The 21,330-nt window shown below is 71.9% G+C and carries 22 protein-coding genes; 18 read left to right on the plus strand and 4 right to left on the minus strand.

The genetic code is table 11. The annotated features are described in order from the left end of the window. Positions 1-516 precede the first annotated feature (516 nt). From ACZ63F_RS33385 to ACZ63F_RS33440, 12 genes are all read left to right on the plus strand, one after another. Positions 517-2,187, plus strand: coding sequence for a CTP synthase (locus ACZ63F_RS33385; RefSeq protein WP_352363623.1), 1,671 nt, complete (start codon positions 517-519; stop codon positions 2,185-2,187). Positions 2,188-2,272: 85 nt separating this feature from the next. After that, positions 2,273-2,899 (plus strand): NUDIX domain-containing protein, encoded by a 627-nt coding sequence (locus ACZ63F_RS33390; RefSeq protein WP_469716848.1) that lies wholly within the window; start codon positions 2,273-2,275, stop codon positions 2,897-2,899. 174 nt (positions 2,900-3,073) lie between these two features. Continuing rightward, on the plus strand, positions 3,074-5,149 hold the full coding sequence (locus ACZ63F_RS33395) for a tetratricopeptide repeat protein (RefSeq protein ID WP_469716850.1): 2,076 nt from the start codon (positions 3,074-3,076) through the stop codon (positions 5,147-5,149). A gap of 135 nt (positions 5,150-5,284) precedes the next feature. Next, the gene (ald, locus tag ACZ63F_RS33400) at positions 5,285-6,409 is read left to right on the plus strand and encodes an alanine dehydrogenase (protein WP_469716853.1); all 1,125 of its coding nucleotides are present in this window, start codon (positions 5,285-5,287) and stop codon (positions 6,407-6,409) included. A 405-nt stretch (positions 6,410-6,814) separates the two neighbouring features. Then, positions 6,815-7,942 (plus strand): ParA family protein, encoded by a 1,128-nt coding sequence (locus ACZ63F_RS33405; RefSeq protein WP_351962411.1) that lies wholly within the window; start codon positions 6,815-6,817, stop codon positions 7,940-7,942. Next, entirely contained in the window at positions 7,927-8,520 is a 594-nt protein-coding gene (locus ACZ63F_RS33410; protein ID WP_469716856.1) for a hypothetical protein, read from the plus strand. The genes ACZ63F_RS33405 and ACZ63F_RS33410 overlap by 16 nt, the downstream gene beginning before the upstream one ends. 38 nt (positions 8,521-8,558) lie before the next feature. Then, the gene (locus ACZ63F_RS33415) at positions 8,559-9,653 is read left to right on the plus strand and encodes a segregation and condensation protein A (protein ID WP_469716858.1); all 1,095 of its coding nucleotides are present in this window, start codon (positions 8,559-8,561) and stop codon (positions 9,651-9,653) included. Further along, a complete protein-coding gene (gene scpB, locus ACZ63F_RS33420) occupies positions 9,650-10,300 on the plus strand; it encodes an SMC-Scp complex subunit ScpB (protein ID WP_352363611.1) in 651 nt (216 codons plus the stop codon). Before ACZ63F_RS33415 ends, scpB begins: the two co-directional genes overlap by 4 nt. A gap of 11 nt (positions 10,301-10,311) precedes the next feature. Next, entirely contained in the window at positions 10,312-11,436 is a 1,125-nt protein-coding gene (locus ACZ63F_RS33425) for a pseudouridine synthase (protein ID WP_352363609.1), read from the plus strand. 200 nt (positions 11,437-11,636) lie between these two features. Next, entirely contained in the window at positions 11,637-12,356 is a 720-nt protein-coding gene (locus tag ACZ63F_RS33430; protein ID WP_469716861.1) for an NUDIX hydrolase, read from the plus strand. Then, positions 12,353-13,375 carry an ADP-ribosylglycohydrolase family protein gene (locus ACZ63F_RS33435; protein WP_469716863.1) on the plus strand — a complete coding sequence of 341 codons (1,023 nt, stop codon included), beginning with the start codon at positions 12,353-12,355 and terminating at the stop codon, positions 13,373-13,375. The genes ACZ63F_RS33430 and ACZ63F_RS33435 overlap by 4 nt, the downstream gene beginning before the upstream one ends. Before the next feature lie 4 nt (positions 13,376-13,379). Continuing rightward, complete coding sequence (locus ACZ63F_RS33440) at positions 13,380-14,138, plus strand: nucleotidyltransferase domain-containing protein (protein ID WP_469716866.1); 759 nt, start codon at positions 13,380-13,382, stop codon at positions 14,136-14,138. Here ACZ63F_RS33440 and ACZ63F_RS33445 read toward each other — a convergent pair. The 4 genes from ACZ63F_RS33445 to ACZ63F_RS33460 are packed head-to-tail and all read right to left on the minus strand — an operon-like array spanning position 14,064 to position 16,198. Then, entirely contained in the window at positions 14,064-14,807 is a 744-nt protein-coding gene (locus ACZ63F_RS33445) for a nucleotidyltransferase domain-containing protein (protein ID WP_469716868.1), read from the minus strand. The genes ACZ63F_RS33440 and ACZ63F_RS33445 overlap by 75 nt on opposite strands. A 23-nt stretch (positions 14,808-14,830) precedes the next feature. Continuing rightward, complete coding sequence (locus ACZ63F_RS33450) at positions 14,831-15,316, minus strand: Rieske (2Fe-2S) protein (RefSeq protein WP_469716869.1); 486 nt, start codon at positions 15,314-15,316, stop codon at positions 14,831-14,833. Beyond that, entirely contained in the window at positions 15,313-15,897 is a 585-nt protein-coding gene (locus ACZ63F_RS33455; RefSeq protein ID WP_469716871.1) for a DUF6529 family protein, read from the minus strand. The genes ACZ63F_RS33450 and ACZ63F_RS33455 overlap by 4 nt, the downstream gene beginning before the upstream one ends. Before the next feature lie 16 nt (positions 15,898-15,913). Continuing rightward, a complete protein-coding gene (locus ACZ63F_RS33460) occupies positions 15,914-16,198 on the minus strand; it encodes a hypothetical protein (RefSeq protein ID WP_469716873.1) in 285 nt (94 codons plus the stop codon). Positions 16,199-16,322: 124 nt separating this feature from the next. Between ACZ63F_RS33460 and ACZ63F_RS33465 the strand changes: the two genes are divergently transcribed. The 6 genes from ACZ63F_RS33465 to der all read left to right on the plus strand — a co-directional run bounded on the left by ACZ63F_RS33465 (position 16,323) and on the right by der (position 21,199). After that, positions 16,323-16,496 carry a hypothetical protein gene (locus ACZ63F_RS33465; protein ID WP_352363597.1) on the plus strand — a complete coding sequence of 58 codons (174 nt, stop codon included), beginning with the start codon at positions 16,323-16,325 and terminating at the stop codon, positions 16,494-16,496. 269 nt (positions 16,497-16,765) lie between these two features. Beyond that, a complete protein-coding gene (gene aroH, locus ACZ63F_RS33470; protein WP_469716875.1) occupies positions 16,766-17,128 on the plus strand; it encodes a chorismate mutase in 363 nt (120 codons plus the stop codon). Beyond that, positions 17,125-18,210, plus strand: coding sequence for a prephenate dehydrogenase (locus ACZ63F_RS33475; RefSeq protein ID WP_469716877.1), 1,086 nt, complete (start codon positions 17,125-17,127; stop codon positions 18,208-18,210). The genes aroH and ACZ63F_RS33475 overlap by 4 nt, the downstream gene beginning before the upstream one ends. 96 nt (positions 18,211-18,306) lie before the next feature. Beyond that, positions 18,307-18,993, plus strand: a complete 687-nt coding sequence (gene cmk / locus ACZ63F_RS33480) for a (d)CMP kinase (RefSeq protein ID WP_469716879.1) — start codon at positions 18,307-18,309, stop codon at positions 18,991-18,993. Then, positions 18,951-19,634 (plus strand): lysophospholipid acyltransferase family protein, encoded by a 684-nt coding sequence (locus ACZ63F_RS33485; protein WP_391389222.1) that lies wholly within the window; start codon positions 18,951-18,953, stop codon positions 19,632-19,634. The genes cmk and ACZ63F_RS33485 overlap by 43 nt, the downstream gene beginning before the upstream one ends. An 80-nt stretch (positions 19,635-19,714) precedes the next feature. After that, a complete protein-coding gene (gene der, locus ACZ63F_RS33490) occupies positions 19,715-21,199 on the plus strand; it encodes a ribosome biogenesis GTPase Der (RefSeq protein ID WP_469716882.1) in 1,485 nt (494 codons plus the stop codon). The last annotated feature ends 131 nt before the right edge of the window (positions 21,200-21,330 follow it).

The raw sequence follows: 21,330 nt of genomic DNA on the forward strand, positions 1-21,330 counted from the left end.
GTGCAACTCCAGTCGAACGGCCACGTCACCCCCAGGCGAAGAGGGGGCTGTCGCTAGTGCGGTCAAGGGGGGTTGTTGTTGTGCGTCGTTGAGCGGTGAAGCAAAGCAGCCCGCCCTGCCCTGAGGCAAAACGACAGTCATAGCTCAACGAACTGCCAAGCTCTCGTTGTTCCGGGAGTGCGGGCGGGGGTGTGCCGTGTTTTCCGGCCGGGCTCGGCAGCGAGTGTCCGAGCAGGATACGACGCACGTAGATGATCTGCGTGCCGCTCCGGGCAACCTGTGTGGGCCGAACGGGTGAGCCCTGGGTGAAAAGCCGGTAAGGGAGGTCCCATGTCCGTGCCGACGTGGGTACGGAGCGTGGCCGGAAGCCATCCCTGCGCGGCGCTGATACCCTGGTAGCCCGTGGACCGGTGGGCGTGAATCCCCCGAACCGCAGCGACGGCACCACCCCCGGAAACTCCCGGACGGCAGCCGTACCGCACGACAGACCGCGACCACGGGAGCCCCCTCTTGGCCATGCCGCCGAAATCTACGACGACCAAGCACATCTTCGTCACCGGGGGTGTCGCCTCCTCGCTCGGCAAGGGCCTGACGGCCTCCAGCCTGGGCATGCTGCTCAAGGCCCGGGGCCTGCGCGTCGTGATGCAGAAGCTCGACCCGTACCTGAACGTCGACCCGGGCACGATGAACCCCTTCCAGCACGGTGAGGTGTTCGTCACCAACGACGGTGCCGAGACCGACCTGGACATCGGCCACTACGAGCGTTTCCTTGACCGCGACCTGGACGGCTCCGCCAACGTCACCACGGGTCAGGTCTACTCCACGGTGATCGCCAAGGAGCGGCGCGGCGAGTACCTGGGCGACACCGTCCAGGTCATCCCGCACATCACCAACGAGATCAAGCACCGCATCCGCCGCATGGCCACCGACGAGGTCGACGTGGTCATCACCGAGGTCGGCGGCACGGTCGGCGACATCGAGTCGCTGCCGTTCCTGGAGACCGTCCGCCAGGTCCGGCACGAGGTCGGCCGGGACAACGTCTTCGTGGTGCACATCTCGCTCCTGCCCTACATCGGCCCGTCCGGCGAGCTGAAGACCAAGCCCACCCAGCACTCCGTGGCCGCCCTGCGGAACATCGGCATCCAGCCCGACGCAATCGTGCTGCGCTGCGACCGCGAGGTGCCCACCGCCATCAAGCGCAAGATCTCGCTGATGTGCGACGTCGACGAGGCCGCGGTCGTCGCCTGCCCGGACGCCCGCTCGATCTACGACATCCCGAAGACCGTGCACGGCGAGGGCCTGGACGCCTACGTGGTCCGCAAGCTGGACCTGCCGTTCCGGGACGTGGACTGGCGGACCTGGGACGACCTGCTCGACCGCGTCCACAACCCCGACCACGAGATCACCCTCGCGCTGGTCGGCAAGTACATCGACCTGCCCGACGCCTACCTCTCGGTCACCGAGGCGCTGCGCGCCGGCGGCTTCGCCAACAAGGCCCGCGTGAAGATCAAGTGGGTGACCTCGGACGACTGCCGGACCCCGGCCGGCGCGGCGGCCCAGCTCGCCGACGTCGACGGCATCTGCATCCCCGGCGGCTTCGGCGACCGCGGGGTGCTCGGCAAGGTCGGCGCCATCCGCTACGCCCGCGAGAACCGGATCCCGCTGCTCGGCCTCTGCCTGGGCCTTCAGTGCATCGTGATCGAGGCCGCCCGCAACCTGGCCGGCATCCCGGACGCCAACTCCACCGAGTTCGACTCCGCCACCGGTCACCCGGTCATCTCCACCATGGCCGAACAGCTCGACATCGTGGCCGGCGAGGGCGACATGGGCGGCACCATGCGCCTCGGCATGTACCCGGCCAAGCTGGCCGAGGGCTCCATCGTGCGCGAGGTCTACGACGGCAAGGAGTACGTCGAGGAGCGCCACCGGCACCGCTACGAGGTGAACAACGCCTACCGCGCGGAGCTGGAGAAGAAGGCCGGCCTGCAGTTCTCCGGCACCTCCCCGGACGGCAAGCTCGTCGAGTACGTCGAGTACCCGCGCGACGTCCACCCCTACCTGGTCGCCACCCAGGCCCACCCGGAGCTGCGCTCCCGCCCGACCCGCCCGCACCCGCTGTTCGCGGGGCTGGTGAAGGCCGCGGTCGCCCGTCAGCAGGGCGCCGTCGAGCAGGAGAATTCGAAGTAACACACCGGTTGTACGGTGGCCGGGGTGCATACCTTCAAAGGTGCGCACCCCGGTTTTCTTCTCTGCACGTGGAAGGCGGCACGGCATGACGATCAAGGACACCCCCGAGGAGTGGGAGATCCGGGCGACGGAGACCCCCTTCGTGGGCAACAAGACCTCGGTCCGCACGGACGAGGTGGTCATGCCCGACGGCTCGGTGGTCCGCCGCGACTACCAGGTCCACCCCGGCTCGGTCGCCGTCCTGGCCCTCGACGAGGAGGACCGGGTCCTGGTCATCCGGCAGTACCGGCACCCGGTACGGCAGAAGCTCTGGGAGATCCCGGCCGGCCTGCTCGACGTCCCCGGCGAGAACCCGCTGCACGCCGCCCAGCGCGAGCTGTACGAGGAGGCACACGTCAAGGCGGGGGACTGGCGGGTGCTGACCGACCTGTACACCACCCCCGGCGGCTGCGACGAGGCGGTGCGGGTCTTTCTCGCCCGGGACCTGGCCGATGCCGAGGGGGAGCGCTTCGAGACCGAGCACGAGGAGATCGACCTGGAGTACGCGCGCGTGCCGGTCGACGAGCTGGTCCGCCTGGTCCTCGCCGGCGATTTGCACAACACCTGCCTGGTGACGGGCGTCCTCTCGCTGGTCGCCGCCCGCGCCGGCGACGGCCTCGACGCGCTGCGCCCGGCGGACGCGCCCTGGCCGGCCCGCCCCTTCGAGTCCTGAGCCACCCTTCCGGACGCACCGGTGTGACCATCGCCTGATCCGATCGGGCGATGCGCCCGCCACGCTCTGCCGGGAAGGTCCGCGCAGGTGAACTAGGCTCGACGCGATTGAGCCGAAACGCCCGAACCGGAGCCCCGGCGGGCCTGCGTGTGCGGTGGGACGGGAGTGTGGCCCGTGACGGATCAGGCGGTGGACACAGGCGGCGGTCGGCGATCGGCGCCCGCGGCCACGGACGACCGGTTCCTGGGCCGTACAAGGGAGTTGAAGGAACTGCGCGCCGACATCGAGCGCGCGGGCCTGGACACGATCGCCGGCCGCAAGGCCCCCCGGGCCCGAGTCCTGCTGATCGCCGGCCGACCGGGCTCCGGCCGCACCGCCCTCGCCGCGGAACTCGTCCGGCAGGTCGCCGCCGGCTACCCCGACGGGGTGCTGCGCGCCCGCCTCACCGAGCCCGACGGCACCCCGGTCCCCGTCGAGCGCACCGCCCGCGACCTCCTCACCGCCCTGCGGCTGCCCACCCCGCCCGGCGCCGCCGCCGACGACCTCACCCACGCCCTGCGCACCGCCCTCACGGGACGCAGGATGCTGCTGCTCCTCGACGACGCGCCCGGCGCCGAAGAGGTCGACGTCCTGCTCCCCGACAGCCCGGACTGCCTGGCCGTCGCGGTCTCCGGCGGTCCGCTCACCGGGATCTCGGACGTCCGCCCCTGCACCCTGGGCGGCCTCGACACCAAGTCGGCCGTGGAACTGCTCAGCCGGTACACCGGCGCGGTCCGCATCACCGTCGACCCCCGGTCCGCCGAGTCGCTGGTCGAGGTCTGCCAGGCGCAGCCCGCCGCGCTCGTCCTGGCCGGCGGCTGGCTCGCCGCCCGCCCCCAGGCGGCCGTCTCCGACCTCGCCAAACGGCTGCACGCGGAGCCGGACGACGGCACCGCACTCGCCCGGGTCTTCCGGTTCGTGCACGACCAGCTGCCGGACCGGTCCGCGCGGATACTGCGCCTGCTGTGCCTGGCCCCGGCCGGCCTGGTCGACCCGCACACCGCCTCCGCCCTGGCCGGCTGCACGGTCGACACCGCCCGCACCACCCTGGACGAACTGGTCCGGCAGGGCCTGCTGCACCCCGTGGGCTCCCTGGTGCCCCAGTACGAGGTCCCCGGCTGCCTGCACCCGCTCCTCCTGGTGCTGGCCGAGAGCCAGGAGCGGTCCGCCGAGCTCCAGCTGGCCCGCGCCCGGATGCTGGAGCGCACGGTACGGCTGCTGCAGTCCTGCCGCGCGATCACCGAGACCGACAACCCGCAGGCCCGCGACAAGCTCCAGGCGCTCCCCCGCGAGCTGCGCTTCCCCACCCCCCGGGCCGCCGCCGACTGGCTGCGCGTCCGGCGCCCGGCCCTGCTGGCCGCCGCCCGCGCGGCGGTCGCCGACGGCGAGCTCGACACGCTGGCCCGCCGCCTGATGGCGCAGCTGGTCAAGGCCATGGTGGCGCACCTCGGCACCCAGGCCGCGGCCCCCGACCTGTACGGCATCCACGGGCTCGTCCTGGACGTCGCCCGGCGCCGGGACCTGCCCCGCGAGCAGGCCGCCGCGCTGCTGAACCTCGGCGACCTGGACGCGCAGACCGGGCGGACGGCGGACGCGCTGGTGCGATATCGGTCCGCTTTGGACGCCGGACGCAGAGCAAATGACCCGTACGCGACCGGTCGCGCAATGGAATCCGTAGGTGGCACCTATCTGGAACGGGGGGACTACGACCGGGCCGCCGACTGGTTCGGCCGCGCCCTCGCCGAACGCCTTGCCCGCGGCGAGCGCGCCGAGGCGGCCCGGCTCTACGGCCGCATCGCCGGCGCGCACACCTACGCGGGCCGCTACGGCGAAGCCCTCCGGGCGTGGCGGGCGGCAGTTTCCGGCCACCGCAAGAACGGTGACGTGCCCGCGCAGGCACGGGCGTTGAGCGAGCTGGCCCGGGTCCAGGAGTACGCGGGACGGCCCGAGGAGTCGCTGCGCACCTGCCAGGAAGCGGTGGAGTGGGCGCGGCGCGCCGAGGACACCCGGCTCCAGGCCGCGCTCCAGCTGCGACTCGCGGACACGCTGGAACGCCTCGGCGACTCCACCGCCGCGAGCCTGCACCGCTCGGCCGCCGAGCGCATGCTGGGGGAGGAACCGCCGGACCTCTTCGGGGCCTCGGACTGCGACTCCGACCCGGAACACGGCGCTAACACCTGCGAAATCCGTAGTGCTTCCGACGAAGATTGATGCAATGAAAGGCTAGACAGCCGGAACGCCTTCATTAAACTGGCTCTGCCGCCGGTTCTTCCGCGGTGTCTCCTGGTATGCCGCCGCATGCCGGGTATGTGCGTCTATGCCCCCACACCCTCTGAGCCAAGGACCGTGATCGACGTGAAGGTCGGCATCCCCCGCGAGGTCAAGAACAACGAGTTCCGGGTGGCCATCACCCCGGCCGGCGTGCACGAGCTGGTGCGCCACGGCCACCAGGTCGTCATCGAGCGCGGTGCGGGCGTCGGCTCGTCGATCCCGGACGACGAGTACACCGCCGCCGGCGCCACGATCCTGGACACCGCCGACGAGGTGTGGGCCACCGCCGACCTGCTGCTGAAGGTCAAGGAGCCGATCGCGGAGGAGTACCACCGCCTCCGCAAGGACCAGACCCTCTTCACCTACCTGCACCTCGCCGCCTCCAAGGAGTGCACGGACGCCCTCCTGGAGTCCGGTACCACGGCGATCGCCTACGAGACCGTCGAGCTGCCCAGCCGTGCGCTCCCGCTGCTCGCGCCCATGTCCGAGGTCGCCGGCCGGCTCGCCCCGCAGGTCGGCGCCTACCACCTGATGCGCGCCGCGGGCGGCCGTGGCGTCCTGCCCGGCGGTGTCCCGGGCGTGCTGCCCGCGAAGGCCGTCGTCATCGGCGGCGGCGTCTCCGGCTGGAACGCCGTGCAGATCGCCATCGGCATGGGCTTCGACGTGACCCTGCTCGACCGCGACATCAACAAGCTGCGCGAGGCCGACCGGATCTTCGGCACCAAGGTCAAGGCGGTCATGTCCAACGCCTTCGAGCTGGAGAAGGCCTGCCTGGAGGCCGACCTCGTGGTCGGCGCGGTGCTCATCCCGGGCGCCAAGGCCCCGAAGCTCGTCACCAACGAGCTGGTCTCCCGCATGAAGCCGGGAAGTGTCCTTGTCGACATCGCGATCGACCAGGGCGGCTGCTTCGAGGACTCCCGCCCCACCACGCACGCCGAGCCGACCTTCAAGGTCCACGAGTCGGTCTTCTACTGCGTCGCCAACATGCCCGGTGCGGTGCCCAACACCTCCACCTACGCGCTCACCAACGCCACGCTCCCGTACATCGTCTCGCTCGCGGACAACGGCTGGGTCGAGGCGCTGCGCCGCGACGCCGCGCTCGCCAAGGGCCTCAACACGCACGACGGCAAGGTCGTCTACAAGGAGGTCGCCGAGGCGCTCGGCCTGGAGCACGTGGACCTCGACACGCTCATCGGCTGAGCCGACCCCGACCGGCAAGTCACCTTTTCGTAAAGGCGATACGTCAACAAGGCGCGTCAATCGCGCACACCCGGCCGGACCTTGCCCGACAAGGTCCGGCCAGATGTGTGTATGGTCACTTTGCGACTTGCGGTCAACTCGCCTCGAACGTAACCCTTCGACCGATTCGCACACCGGTGAAACCTGCTGTGCGACGGCCGTACGCCCTTGACAGCGGGATGTTTCATTGCCGACACATCCTGCCGGGTCCGGCGGATTGTGTTGCTGCGAACGCCCGACACGCCATAGAGTCGCCAACCGTCGGCATAGTGCCACGCTGACCTGTCTAGAAGTTTCCTGGTCACCAAGGAGGTAAGACGACTTGTGAATGAGTCGACATTTTCTCCCGGGGGTGGTCAACCAGGAATGCCGGTACGGGACCAGGGTCCCGCGGGGTTCGAGGCTGTCGGCTCCGTCGCGGTGCGTACCTTCGCAGCAGCCCGGACTCCGCTGACCACGCGGACAGCACACCAGAGCATGGATGGCCATCACGTGAACGCCATGGCCGGCGACGGAAGTGGCGCGCCCCACAACCAATTCGCCGACTACGACGAACTGCCCGACGGGCACTTCTACGACCCCGACGCCGAGTACGAGCCCGATCCGGAGTACGCGGCCACGCTCGCGCCCGACGCGGCCCGCCAGCGCCGCGAGCGCGTCGGCCCGACCGGGCGCCCGCTCCCGTACTTCCCGATCCCGGGCCCGGTGACCAGTCACGGCCCCGCGACGATCATCGCGATGTGCAACCAGAAGGGCGGCGTCGGCAAGACCACGTCGACCATCAACCTGGGTGCCGCGCTCGCGGAGTACGGCCGCCGGGTGCTGCTCGTGGACTTCGACCCGCAGGGCGCGCTGTCGGTGGGTCTCGGCGTCAACCCGATGGAGCTCGACCTCACCGTCTACAACCTGCTCATGGAGCGGGGCATGGCGGCCGACGAGGTCCTCCTGAAGACCGCGGTCCCCAACATGGACCTGCTGCCCTCGAACATCGACCTGTCGGCCGCCGAGGTCCAGCTGGTCTCCGAGGTGGCCCGCGAGTCCACGCTGCAGCGCGCCCTGAAGCCGCTGCTGCCCGACTACGACTACATCGTGATCGACTGTCAGCCCTCGCTCGGCCTGCTCACGGTCAACGCGCTGACGGCCGCTCACAAGGTGATCGTGCCGCTCGAGTGCGAGTTCTTCGCCCTGCGCGGTGTCGCCCTGCTGACCGAGACCATCGAGAAGGTCCAGGAGCGGCTCAACCCGGAGCTGGAGCTCGACGGCATCCTCGCCACGATGTACGACTCGCGCACGGTCCACAGCCGTGAGGTGCTGGCCCGTGTGGTCGAGGCGTTCGACGACCACGTCTACCACACGGTCATCGGCCGCACGGTCCGCTTCCCGGAGACCACGGTCGCCGGCGAGCCGATCACCACGTACGCCTCCAACTCCGTCGGTGCCGCCGCCTATCGCCAGCTCGCCAGGGAGGTGCTCGCCCGGTGTCACGCCGAGTGAGTCTGCCCGGGGCCGACGAACTGTTCCGTACGACCGGGGGGATGGCGTTGCAGCCGTCCACGCCCAGGCGCCCGGTCAACGGCGAGGCCCGGGTGCCGGCTCCCGCGGGGGAGAGCGACGAGACGGCGGCCGCTGCCGCCGAGGACGCGCCCCAGTCGGTGCCCGTGCAGGGCGGCGACGGGGAGGGCGCGGAGCACGTGGCGGCGGAGGCCGAGCCGGCCGACGCCGGGGAGTCCCGCAACCACACGGCGGCGGCCACGGTGGCGGCCGCCGGGCCGCGCCGGCCGGGGCCGCAGGAAGGTTCTGGCGCCGACGCCCAGGCCCAGCCGCGCAAGCGCGGGGGCAGGGCGCCCGCCCGGCGGCCCAGCGGGCGGGAGCGGCACGACGAGAAGATCACCGTGTACGTCTCCGCGGAGGAGCTGATGGACCTGGAGCACGCCCGACTCGTGCTCCGGGGCGAGCACGGGCTGGCCGTGGACCGGGGGCGGATCGTCCGCGAGGCGGTCGCCGTGGTCCTGGCGGACCTGGAGTCCCGCGGGGACGCGAGCATCCTCGTGCGACGGCTGCGGGGTCGGTAGTCGGCCGAGTGGACGGTAAGCGGTAGCCTGCGACGGCTATGACCTCGAACGACGTTCCCGCTACCGGCCCCGGCGCCGGCCGCAGGCGTGCGCTGGGGAGGGGGCCGGGGGTTGCGCCTCCGGCGCCGGAAGCGGTGCCGTTCGTGGACGGCGGGTCGTCGTCGGCTGAGGTTGCGGGTCCGGTTCAGGCCGGTGGGCCGTTGTCCCCACCCTCCCCCGCTCCCGACTTCGCTCGAGCGGGGGGACCCCCATCGCCCAGCGGAACGCCTGCCCACAACGGCGGCGCGTCCGAAGAGGAGCCCCCCGTTGCAGAAGCCCCCGACGGCGTCTTCAAGGTTCGCCTCGCCAACTTCGAGGGTCCTTTCGACCTCCTCCTCCAGCTGATCTCCAAGCACAAGCTGGACGTCACCGAGGTCGCGCTCTCCAAGGTGACCGACGAGTTCATGGCGCACATCCGGGCCATGGGGCCGGACTGGGACCTGGACCAGACGACCGAGTTCCTGGTCGTCGCCGCCACGCTGCTCGACCTGAAGGCCGCCCGGCTGCTGCCGGCCGCCGAGGTCGAGGACGAGGCCGACCTGGCGCTGCTGGAGGCGCGGGACCTGCTGTTCGCGCGGCTGCTGCAGTACCGGGCGTACAAACAGATCGCCGACATCTTCAACCGGCGCCTGGACGAGGAGGCCCGCCGCTGGCCCCGTACCGTCGGCCTGGAACCGCATCTCGCCGAGCTGCTGCCCGAGGTCGTCATCAGCATCGGGGCCGAGGGGTTCGCCAAGCTGGCGGTCAAGGCGATGCAGCCCAGACCCAAGCCGCAGGTGTACGTCGACCACATCCACGCCCCGCTGGTCAGCGTGCAGGAGCAGGCGGGGATCGTGGTGGCGCGGCTGCGCGAGCTGGGAGAGGCCAGCTTCCGGGTGCTCGTCGAGGACACCGACAACACGCTCACCGTCGTGGCCCGTTTCCTGGCGCTCCTGGAGCTGTACCGGGAGAAGGCCGTCGCCCTCGACCAGGAGACCGCCCTCGGGGATCTGATCGTGCGGTGGACCGGCGGTGACGCGGGGACCCAGCCGACGGTGACCGACGAGTTCGACCGGCCGCCCGAGCCGTCCAAGGAGGAGAAGGAGAAGGCGTGAGTGAGGAGACCGCGGAGTTGCCGGCGGGGCTGCGGCCCGTCGCCGAACTCGACCTCAAGCCGGCTCTGGAGGCCGTCCTGATGGTCGTGGACGAGCCGGCCACCGTCGAGCACCTGTCCAAGCTCCTGGAGCGGCCGAGGCAGACGATCACCAAGGCGCTGCGGGCGCTGGCCGACGAGTACACGGCCCAGGGCCGCGGCTTCGAGCTGCGGTTCGTCGCGGGGGGCTGGCGCTTCTACACGCGCGGCGAGTACGCGCCCGCCGTCGAGCGGCTGGTCCTGGAGGGGCAGACCGCCCGGCTGACCCAGGCCGCCCTGGAGACCCTCGCGGTCGTCGCGTACCGCCAGCCGGTGAGCCGCAGCCGGGTCTCGGTCGTCCGCGGGGTCAACTGCGACGGTGTGATGCGCACCCTGCTCCAGCGGGGTCTGGTCGAGGAGGCGGGCGCGGAACCCGAAACAGGTGCGATCCTGTACAGGACGACGAACTACTTCCTGGAGCGGATGGGCCTGCGCGGCCTGGACGAGCTCCCGGAGCTCGCGCCCTTCCTCCCGGAGGCGGAGGCGATCGAGGCCGAGACCCAGGAGGGCGTACCGTCGTTCGATCCGGACGCACCCGATGCGCCGGGTGCAGACGACGCAGACGACTAGACGGAACTTTGATGCGAAGCAGCAGCGGCAGGAACAGCAGCGGAAACAACGGCGGGAGCCGTGGTGGCACGAGCGGCGGCCGCGGCGGGAGCAGCGGCGGGCGCGGTAACTACCGCGGCGCCGGGAACGCCCGCGACGACAAGCAGGGCACGGGCCGGCCGAAGAAGCCGCGCCCGGAGGAGCGGCGCTACGACGTGGGCCCCGGCGCCACCCAGGACGGCCCGAAGTCGGGCCGCGGCGCCTCGGCCCGCGGCGGAGCCAAGGGTGGGCCCCGGCAGAGCCAGGGCACGGGCCGCGGCCGTACGGCTCCGGCGAGCTCCCGTGAGTACGACGCCCGCGCCGAGGAGCGCAACCGCGAGCGGTACGCGGGCAAGAAGGACGTCAAGCTCCCCAAGACCTTCCCGGGGGCCGAGCAGGAGGGTGAGCGGCTGCAGAAGGTGCTCGCCCGCGCCGGCTACGGCTCCCGGCGCGCCTGCGAGGAGCTGATCGAGCAGGCCAGGGTCGAGGTCAACGGCGAGATCGTCCTGGAGCAGGGCAAGCGCGTCGACCCGGAGAAGGACGAGGTCCGCGTCGACGGGCTGACCGTCGCCACGCAGTCGTACCAGTTCTTCTCGCTGAACAAGCCGGCCGGTGTGGTCTCCACCATGGAGGACCCGGACGGGCGGCAGTGCCTCGGCGACTACGTCACCAACCGGGAGACCAGGCTCTTCCACGTGGGGCGCCTGGACACCGAGACCGAGGGCGTCATCCTGCTCACCAACCACGGCGAGCTGGCCCACCGGCTGACCCACCCCAAGTACGGCGTGAAGAAGACCTACCTCGCGCACATCGTCGGCCCGATCCCGCGCGACCTGGGCAAGAAGCTCAAGGACGGCATCCAGCTGGAGGACGGGTACGCGCGCGCCGACCACTTCCGGGTGGTCGAGCAGACCGGCAAGAACTACCTCGTCGAGGTCACCCTGCACGAGGGCCGCAAGCACATCGTGCGGCGCATGCTGGCGGAGGCCGGGTTCCCGGTCGACAAGCTGGTGCGGGTCGCCTTCGGTCCGATCACCCTCGGCGACCAGAAGTCGGGCTGGCTGCGCCGCCTGTCCAACACCGAGGTCGGGATGCTCATGAAGGAAGTCGACCTCTAGACCCTTCCAGGGCCGCGCAACCCCGTGAGGGGGCGTGTGCGGCCCTCCGACGGCCGGTCCCCGGTACTCCGGGACCGGCCGTCGCCGTGTCCGTGCACGGCGCTCCAGCGGCCACTGAGGGCTTGCGCGGGTCGCCCCTCCCTCTTTATAGTCGTGACGACTATTAGTCGTACCGATCATCGAGGGGGGTGCACGGGCGCATGCAGGGCTACGACAAGTACGCCTTCGAACCCTTCGCCGTCACCGTCGACCTCGCCGTCCTCACCCTCCGCGCCGGCGCCCTGCACGTGCTGCTCGTCGAGCGCGGGCAGGAGCCGTACGCCGGACAGTGGGCGCTGCCCGGCGGCTTCCTGCTGCCGCGGGAGTCGGCCGAGACGGCGGCCCGGCGGGAACTCGCCGAGGAGACCGGACTGTCGGACGTGTCCGGACTGCACCTGGAGCAGCTGCGGACCTACAGCGAGCCGGACCGCGACCCGAGGATGCGGGTCGTCTCCGTCGCCTTCACCGCGCTGCTGCCCGACGCCCCCGAGCCGCACGGCGGCGGCGACGCGGCCCAGGCGCGCTGGCTGCCGTACGACCCGGGCAGGACGCTCGCCTTCGACCACGAGCGGATCCTGGCCGACGCCCACGAACGGGTCGGCGCCAAGCTGGAGTACAGCTGCCTCGCCACCGCCTTCTGCCCGTCCGAGTTCACCCTCGGCGAGCTGCAGCACGTCTACGAGACCGTGTGGGGCGTCCCGCTGGACCGCCCCAACTTCCGCCGCAAGGTGCTCGCCACCCCCGGCTTCGTCGAACCCGTCCCCGGCGCCGCCCGGCTGACCGGCGGCCGCGGCAAACCCGCCGCCCTCTACCGCGCGGGCACCGCCACCGCGTTGCACCCGCCCCTGCTCCGCCCGTCCCGGGAAGGACGCCCCGCATGACCACGAACATCGGCGACAAGCGCGCCGCCACCGGCTCCCTGATCGGCCTCGCCCTCGGGGACGCGCTCGGCTTCCCCACTGAGTTCAACGACGTGCCCTCGATCCTCGCCAAGTCCGGGCCGTGGCGGGAGATGCAGCTGCCGAAGCGGGCCATCGTCTCCGACGACACGCAGATGACCCTCGCCGTGGCACACGCGATACGCACCGCCATGGACCGGGGAGTGCTCGCCCCCAAGCGGCTGGAGCGGCCGCTGCGCGAGGAGTTCGTGAACTGGTACCAGTCGCCCGAGAACAACCGGGCGCCCGGCCGGACCTGTCTGCGCGCCTGCAACCTCCTGAAGGACGAGGGGCGCGCCTGGCAGGACGCCAGCCAGATCGACTCGAAGGGCTGCGGTGCCAACATGCGGGTCGCCCCCGTCGGGCTCGCGCCGGGGCTGAGCGACGAACAGCGCGCCGGGGCCGCCCAGTTGCAGGCCGGGCTCACCCACGGCCATCCCACCGCCCTGGCCGCCTCCGACCTCACCGCGCGTGCCGTGCACCTGCTCGCGCAGGGGGCCGAACCGGACGGGCTCGTCGGGCAGTTGCGGTCGTACGCCCGCGAGAACCGCGCCCGCTACCACCACACCTGGCTCGGCGACCTGTGGACGCGCAGCCAGGACGCGACGCCGGAGTCGTTCATGGCGCGCGGCTGGGACGAGTGTCTGGAGGTACTCGACCGGCTCCAGGAGGCCGTGCGGACCGCCTCGCCTGAGGACGACCCGTGCCTGGCCACCGGCGCCGGCTGGATCGCCGAGGAGGCGCTGGCCACCGGGCTGCTCTGCTTCCTGCTCTTCCCCGGCGAGCCGCTGCTCGCGCTGCGCCGGGCCGCCTGTTCCTCCGGCGACTCGGACTCGATCGCCTGCCTCACCGGCGCCTTCGCGGGCGCCTCGCTGGGCGCGGACGCCTGGCCGACGGAGTGGGCCGACCGGATCGAGTACGGGGGCGACCTGCTGACCCTGGGTGCGCTCTGGGACGCTTGAGGACATGATCGACGACCTTGACCCGGACCTCGACCTGGCGCCCGTCGTCGCCGAGCAGCCCGACCCCCTGCTGTTCGCGACCGTCTCCGGCGCGCACCTGTACGGCTTCCCGTCCCGGGACTCCGACCTGGACCTGCGAGGCGTCCACCTGCTGCCCGCCGCCGACCTGGTCGGGCTGCGCGAGCCGGAGGAGACCCGCTCGAAGACCTGGGTGCGCTACGGCGTGGAGATGGACCTCGTCACCCACGACCTGCGCAAGTTCGCCCGGCTGATGCTGCGCCGCAACGGCTATGTGCTGGAACAGCTCCTGTCACCGCTCGTCGTGCACACCGGCGACACGCACCGCGAGCTGGCCGCTCTCGCCCCGGGCGTGCTCACCGGCCACCACGCCCACCACTACCGCGGGTTCGCGGTCACCCAGTGGCGGCTGTTCGAGAAGACCGGCGAACTCAAACCGCTGCTCTACACGTTCCGGGTGCTGCTCACCGGCATCCATCTGATGCGCAGCGGCGAGGTGCAGGCCCATCTGCCCACGCTCCTCGGGGAGGTGCCGGAGGCCTCCGCCCACCTGCCCGAGCTGATCGCCGCCAAGGCCGAGCAGGAGCACGGCAAGGCCGCTGTGGACCACGCGCGCGTGGAGGCCGACGTGGAGCGGCTGCACGTCCTGCTCGACGAGGCGCAGGACGGCTCAGCGCTGCCCGACGTGCCCCGTGCGCACGACGCCCTGCACGACCTGGTGGTCCGCGTGCGTCTGGAGGGCTGAGTCCCGGCGCGCCCGGAACAGGAAGCGGGCCACGCGCGCGTGGTCCGGTTCCGCCGGGAGCGGGCTGGAGTGCAGGGCCCGCTCGGTCTCCGCGGCCAGCCGGGCCATCCGGGACTCGATCTCCGCCCAGGAGACCTCACCCCGCTTCACCGCCAGGAACTCCGCGCGCCGGTCACCGACGTCGATCGTCAGCTCGCCGGTGCGCAGCAGGTCGCGGGCGCTCGTCAGCAGCCGCAGCAGGTGCATCGCGTGCTTCCAGCGCGGGGCGCCGTGCGTCCGGACGTCCGCGTCGAGCTTCCGGCGCTGACCGAGGGCGTACCGGGTGAAGGTGTCGTAGGCGCGCCGGGAGAGGAAGGCGCCGCGCAGGGCGAGCAGTTCGCGGCCCGTGTCGTCGACGTGTTCGACCAGGGGCGAGTGCAGGCACTCCAGGATGTTCGGGTTGCCGCGCAGCGCCAGCTCGCAGAACCGCTCCAGCTCCCAGGAGAACCGCTCCTCGCCCGGCCCCTCGACGTGCGTGGGCGGCTTCTCGAAGCCCCAGAACAGGGGAGTGGGGGCGAGGAACACCCCGCGGCGATCGGTGTCGCTGTCCTCGGTGGCCAGACCGAAGGCCCGCGACCCCATGACACAGGCGTAGATCGTGTGGTCGCGTACCAGGTCCTCGGGCTGCATGCCGGGGAGCGTACGTGGCCGAGTCAGCCCAGGGTGATCGAATTTCCGCTCACCGTGATCGACTCGGCCGGCAGCGCCCTGGTCGCCGGGCCGTGGGCGACCGAGCCGTCGGCGATGTGGTACTTGCTGCCGTGGCAGGGGCAGTCGATGGTGCCGTCCGCCACCTTGTCCACGGTGCAGCCCATGTGGGTGCAGATCGCCGAGAAGGCCTTGAAGTCGCCCTTCGTCGGCTGGGTCACCACGATCTTCTGGTCCTTGAAGATCGTGCCGCCGCCCTCGGGGATGTCACTCGTCTGCGCCAGCGCCTTCCCGGAGGCCGCGCTCGCCGACCCGGAGGCGGACGACCCGGCGGTGGGTGACGCGGGGGAGGCGGGCGTCCCGGACGGGGTCGGCGTCCCGGACGAGCTGGAGGAGCCGTTGCCGTTGTTGCCGCCGCAGCCCACGCAGGTCGCGGCGAGCGCCGCGGTACCCGTCGTGAGCATGGTGCGTCGAGTGGAGCCGTCGGTCATGTCGTCACCCCGAACGTGCGGAAGAACCAGAATGCGGACGTCAGCCAGACGAGCGTGAGCACGGCGAACACCAGCCCACCGACGATCGGCAGCAGCCAGCCAGGGAGTCGCTCCCAGCGGAGCAGCAGCATCTTGGCACTGAAAACACCAAAGAAGAAGCAACCCAGGATGGAGTGCCACAAAACGCGTGTTTCGTACGTCTGATAGCCCAACGCGTACAGGCAGTGCACCGCCACGGGGACGGCGACCAGGAACGCGATCCGCCCCGACCAGCGGTGCAGCCCCGAGGCCCAGCGCGGTCCCGGCAGCCTGCCGTAGAGCATCAGCGCGGAGACCAGCTGGACGAGTGCGAAGAGGACCGCGATCGAGGCCAGCCACGACTTCCCCGCGAACGTGCTGCTGAAGGCGCCGAGGCCGAAGACGCGCCCCGTCGGGTGGTGGACGCTGCCGTACACGCCGAGGGCGACGGCGACCGCGCCGGCCACCAGGACGGGGACGAGAAAGCGGACGGGGTGCGGGCCGTGGCGGTGCGGCTCGGGCGGCGGCCAGCCCTGGGCGGCGGCGTTCGGGTCGACGGTCATGGTCGGCTCCCTCGGGTCACGGCCGGATGCCGGCGAGTACGATCCAGCCGCCGTCGGCCTTCGCCCCGCGCACGGTCGCCGTGGCCCGGTACAGGACCGATCCCTTGACGGCCCTGCGTCGCGGACCGGGAGGGGACGAGTCGTCGTCGGTGCGCCCGGCGTGAGGGACGGCGGCGAGCTTCGGTGGCGACTGGGGCGGGGAGGAGAGACTCCTCGTCCCCGCCGTAACGTCGAGCGTCAGCGTGAGCAGGCCGAGCAGCAGACCCGCGAGCAGGGTCAGCAACGGACCGGGGCGTTTCATGGCGGACCTTCCCGAGGCGGGTCTGGCTGCCATGAGAGCGGACCGGCGGGCCCGGCGTGCAGAGGCGCACAGGAGCGGTTCACCCCGAGTAGCGGAATTGGGTCGTACGCGTGACATTGGGGCCATGGCAGGCGATGACCTCGAAAACATACTCGGCAGCCTCCTGGGCGACGACGGCGAGGGCGCCGGGATGCTGACCACGCTGATCGGCGCGATGAGCCACGGCCAGGGCGGCGGCTCGCTCGGCGGGCTCCTGGAAACCCTCGCGAAGTCCGCTCCGGCCGCGCAGCAGGACTAGGGCCTGTCTGACAATTCCCGCCTGCCTCGCGACGCCATGCACGCACTCTCGCCGCACCGGGCCCTGACCCAAGTACGTCCAGTACGTGGGCCAGGGCCCGGCACACCGAGAGCACGCACCTGACGCCGCGAGGCCGCCCTCCGGGCGACGACGGGAATTGTCAGACAGGCCCTAGGACGTCTCAGCGGGCGGGCACGGCGCACGGGTCGGGCGGCGGTCTGACTACGCTGGACGGAGCAAGAGGGCGACGTCAGAACAGGAGCAGCACCGTGGCGGTACGAGCGGTCCGGGGGGCCGTCCAGCTGGAGCGGGACGAGGCCGGCCACATGGACGAGCAGGTCGGAGCACTGCTCACGGCCATCCTGGAGCGGAACGGCCTGACCGCCGACGACCTGATCAGCGTCTGGTTCACGGCCACTCCCGATCTGCACAGCGACTTCCCCGCGGCCGCCGCGCGCAAGCTCGGCATCGTCGACGTGCCCCTGATCTGCGCCCAGGAGCTGGACATCGCGGGCGCCATGCCCCGCGTCGTGCGGATCCTGGCGCACATCGAGTCCGAGCGGCCCCGCGCCGACATCAACCACGTCTACCTCGGCGCCGCGGCCGCCCTGCGCAAGGACATCGCCCAGTGAGGACCGCGCTCGTCATCGGGACCGGTCTCATCGGTACGTCCGCCGCGCTCGCCCTCGCCCAGCGGGGCGTCGTCGTCCACCTCGCCGACCACGACCCCGAGCAGGCCCGCACCGCGGCCGCGCTCGGCGCCGGCACCGACGAGGCGCCCGACGGCCCGGTCGACCTGGCGATCGTCGCCGCCCCGCCCGCCCACGTCGCCGCCGTCCTCGCGGACGCGATGACCAGGGGCCTGGCCCGCGGCTACGCCGACGTGGCCAGCGTCAAGGGCGGCCCGCGCCGGGAACTGGAGGCCAAGGGCCTGGACCTGGCGTCGTACATCGGGACGCACCCCATGTCGGGCCGGGAGAAGTCCGGGCCGCTGGCGGCCACCGCCGACCTCTTCGAGGGCCGGCCCTGGGTGCTCACCCCGACCCGGGACACCGACACCGAGGTGCTGAACCTCGCCCTGGAACTGGTCTCGCTCTGCCGGGCCCTGCCGGTCGTCATGGACGCCGACGCCCACGACCGCGCCGTCGCCCTGGTCTCCCACATGCCCCACCTGGTCTCCAGCATGGTCGCCGCCCGCCTGGAGCACGCCGACGAGTCGGCCGTGCGGCTGTGCGGACAGGGCATCCGGGACGTCACCCGCATCGCCGCCTCCGACCCCGGGATGTGGATCGACATCCTCTCCGCGAACCCCGGCCCGGTCGCCGACCTGCTCGCCGACGTCTCCGCCGACCTCGACGAGACGGTCGGCGCCCTGCGCGCCCTGCAGTCCTCGGACGCGGAGAAGCGGCGCGCGGGCGGGGCCGGCATCGAGGACGTGCTGCGCCGCGGCAACGCCGGCCAGGTGCGGGTACCCGGCAAGCACGGCTCGGCGCCGCGGACGTACGAGGTCGTGGCGGTGCTCATCGACGACCAGCCAGGACAGCTGGCCCGGATCTTCGCGGACGCCGGGGCGGCCGGCGTCAACATCGAGGACGTGCGGATCGAGCACGCGACCGGTCAGCAGGCCGGTCTCGTCCAGCTCTGGGTGGAGCCGAAGGCGGTGCCCGTGCTCACGTCGGCGCTGCGGGACCGGGGCTGGGCGCTGCGGCAGTAGCGCTGGAAACGGCGGTCCCGGGGGCCGGTAACCTTGTGCGGGGCGCACTGCCGCCCCCACACCACCCACCACCCTGCACCCGGAAGGTGTCCACCCGTGGAAAACGGCGCCGTAAAGCCCGTGATTGTCGCGATCGACGGCCCCTCGGGCACCGGCAAGTCGAGCACGTCCAAGGCCGTGGCCGAGCAGCTCGGCCTGAGCTACCTGGACACCGGCGCCCAGTACCGGGCGATCACCTGGTGGATGGTGAACAACGGCATCGACCTCACCGACCCGACCGCGATCGCCGCGGTGGCCGGCAAGCCGGACATCGTCTCGGGCACCGACCCGGTCAAGCCGACGATCACCGTCGACGGCGTGGACGTCTCCGGCCCGATCCGCACCGAGGAGATCACCTCCAAGACCAGCGCGGTCAGCGCGGTCCCCGAGGTGCGGACCAGGATCAGCGAGCTGCAGCGGACGCTGGCCCGCGCCGCCGCGCACGGCATCGTCGTCGAGGGCCGCGACATCGGCACGACCGTGCTGCCCGACGCCGACCTGAAGGTCTTCCTCACCGCCTCCCCGGAGGCCCGCGCGGCCCGCCGCAGCGGTGAGCTGAAGGGCGCCGACGTCAACGCCACCCGCGAGGCCCTGGTCAAGCGCGACGCCGCCGACTCGTCCCGCAAGACCTCGCCGCTCGCCAAGGCCGGCGACGCGGTCGAGGTGGACACCACCGAGCTGACGCTGGCCCAGGTCATCGAGTGCGTCGTCACCCTCGTCGAGGAGAAGCGGGCCGGGAAGTGAGCCTTCCGTCGCAGCGCGGCGCCGAGACCGGGCGCCGCATCGGGGTCGGCCTGATGTACGGGCTGTGGAAGCCGCGCGTGCTCGGCGCCTGGAAGGTGCCGGCGCAGGGCCCGGCGATCCTCGCCGTGAACCACTCGCACAACATCGACGGTCCGATGGTCATGGGCGTGGCGCCCCGGCCGACGCACTTCCTCATCAAGAAGGAGGCGTTCGTCGGGCCGCTCGACCCGTTCCTGACCCGGATCGGGCAGCTGAAGGTGGACCGCCAGTCCACCGACCGCACGGCGGTCACCCGGGCGCTCGGCGTCCTGGAGGCCGGGGGAGTGCTCGGCATATTCCCCGAGGGCAGCCGCGGCGACGGCGACTTCGCCGCGCTCCGCGCGGGCCTCGCCTACTTCGCGGTGCGCTCCGGGGCGCCGATCGTCCCGGTGGCCGTACTGGGAAGCTCCGAGCGGCGGGGACGGTTGGTGAAGGGGCTGCCCCCGCTGCGCTCCCGCGTCGACGTCGTCTTCGGCGACCCCTTCGAGGCGGGCGACGGCACCGGCCGGCGCACCCGCAAGGCCCTGGACGAGGCCACCGAGCGCATCCAGAAGCAGCTCGCCGGCCACCTGGAAAACGCCAGGCGTCTGACCGGACGCTAGGCGAGACTGAGTAGTGGACCAGCCCCTTCTGCGGCGGCCGGTCCACCGATCACCACGATGAACGACGAGGTACGGACTTCATGAACGACCACATCCAGCCCGGCGACTCGGCTGAGCACGAGTACGACCACGGGGCGCTCGGGGACACCGAGTACGCGGAGTTCATGGAGCTCGCCGCCGAAGAGGGTTTCGACATCGAGGACGTCGAGGGCGCCATCGAGGCGGCCGGGCACGGCCCGCTGCCCGTCCTCGCCGTCGTGGGCCGCCCCAACGTCGGCAAGTCGACCCTGGTCAACCGCATCATCGGCCGCCGCGAGGCCGTCGTCGAGGACAAGCCCGGGGTCACCCGGGACCGCGTGACCTACGAGGCCGAGTGGGCGGGCCGCCGCTTCAAGGTCGTCGACACCGGCGGCTGGGAGCAGGACGTCCTCGGCATCGACGCCTCCGTGGCCGCGCAGGCCGAGTACGCGATCGAGGCGGCCGACGCGGTCGTCTTCGTCGTCGACGCCAAGGTCGGCGCGACCGACACCGACGAGGCGGTCGTACGGCTGCTGCGCAAGGCCGGCAAGCCGGTCGTGCTGGCCGCGAACAAGGTCGACGGACCCAGCGGCGAGGCCGACGCGGCCTACCTCTGGTCCCTGGGCCTCGGCGAGCCGCACCCGGTCTCCGCCCTGCACGGCCGCGGCACCGGCGACATGCTCGACGCCGTCCTGGAGGCGCTGCCCGACGCGCCCGCGCAGACCTTCGGCGCCGCCGGGGTCGGCGGCCCCCGCCGGATCGCGCTCATCGGCCGACCCAACGTCGGCAAGTCCTCCCTCCTCAACAAGGTGGCGGGCGAGGAGCGCGTCGTCGTCAACGAGATCGCCGGCACCACCCGCGACCCGGTCGACGAGCTGATCGAACTCGGCGGTGTCACCTGGAAGTTCGTCGACACCGCCGGCATCCGCAAGCGCGTCCACCTGCAGCAGGGCGCCGACTACTACGCCTCGCTGCGCACCGCGGCCGCCGTCGAGAAGGCCGAGCTCGCGGTCATCCTGCTCGACGCCTCCGAGAACATCTCGGTTCAGGACCAGCGGATCGTCACCATGGCCGTCGAGGCGGGCCGCGCGGTCGTCCTCGCCTTCAACAAGTGGGACACCCTCGACGAGGAGCGCCGCTACTACCTGGAGCGCGAGATCGAGACCGAGCTCGGCCAGGTCGCCTGGGCTCCCCGGGTCAACGTCTCGGCGCGCACCGGCCGGCACATGGAGAAGCTGGTCCCCGCCATCGAGACCGCCCTGGCCGGCTGGGAGACCCGCGTTCCCACCGGCCGCCTGAACGCCTTCCTCGGCGAGCTGGTCTCGGCGCACCCGCACCCGGTCCGGGGCGGCAAGCAGCCGCGCATCCTGTTCGGCACCCAGGCCGGCACCAAGCCGCCGCGGTTCGTGCTGTTCGCCTCCGGCTTCATCGAGGCGGGCTACCGCCGCTTCATCGAGCGCCGGCTGCGCGAGGAGTTCGGCTTCGAGGGCACGCCGATCCATATCTCCGTGCGGGTGCGCGAGAAGCGCGGCGCGAAGAAGAAGTAGGGACGCATGGCAGAGGGGGGGGGGGGGGGGGGGGGGGGGTTGGCTTCTATCTCTCCCGCCCCCCCCCAACACCTAACACGGAACAGCAGACCCCACCCACCCCCCCCACGCCTTCCCTCCCTCCACCCCCT

The sequence above is a fragment of the Streptomyces sp. NPDC104761 genome (assembly GCF_055583445.1).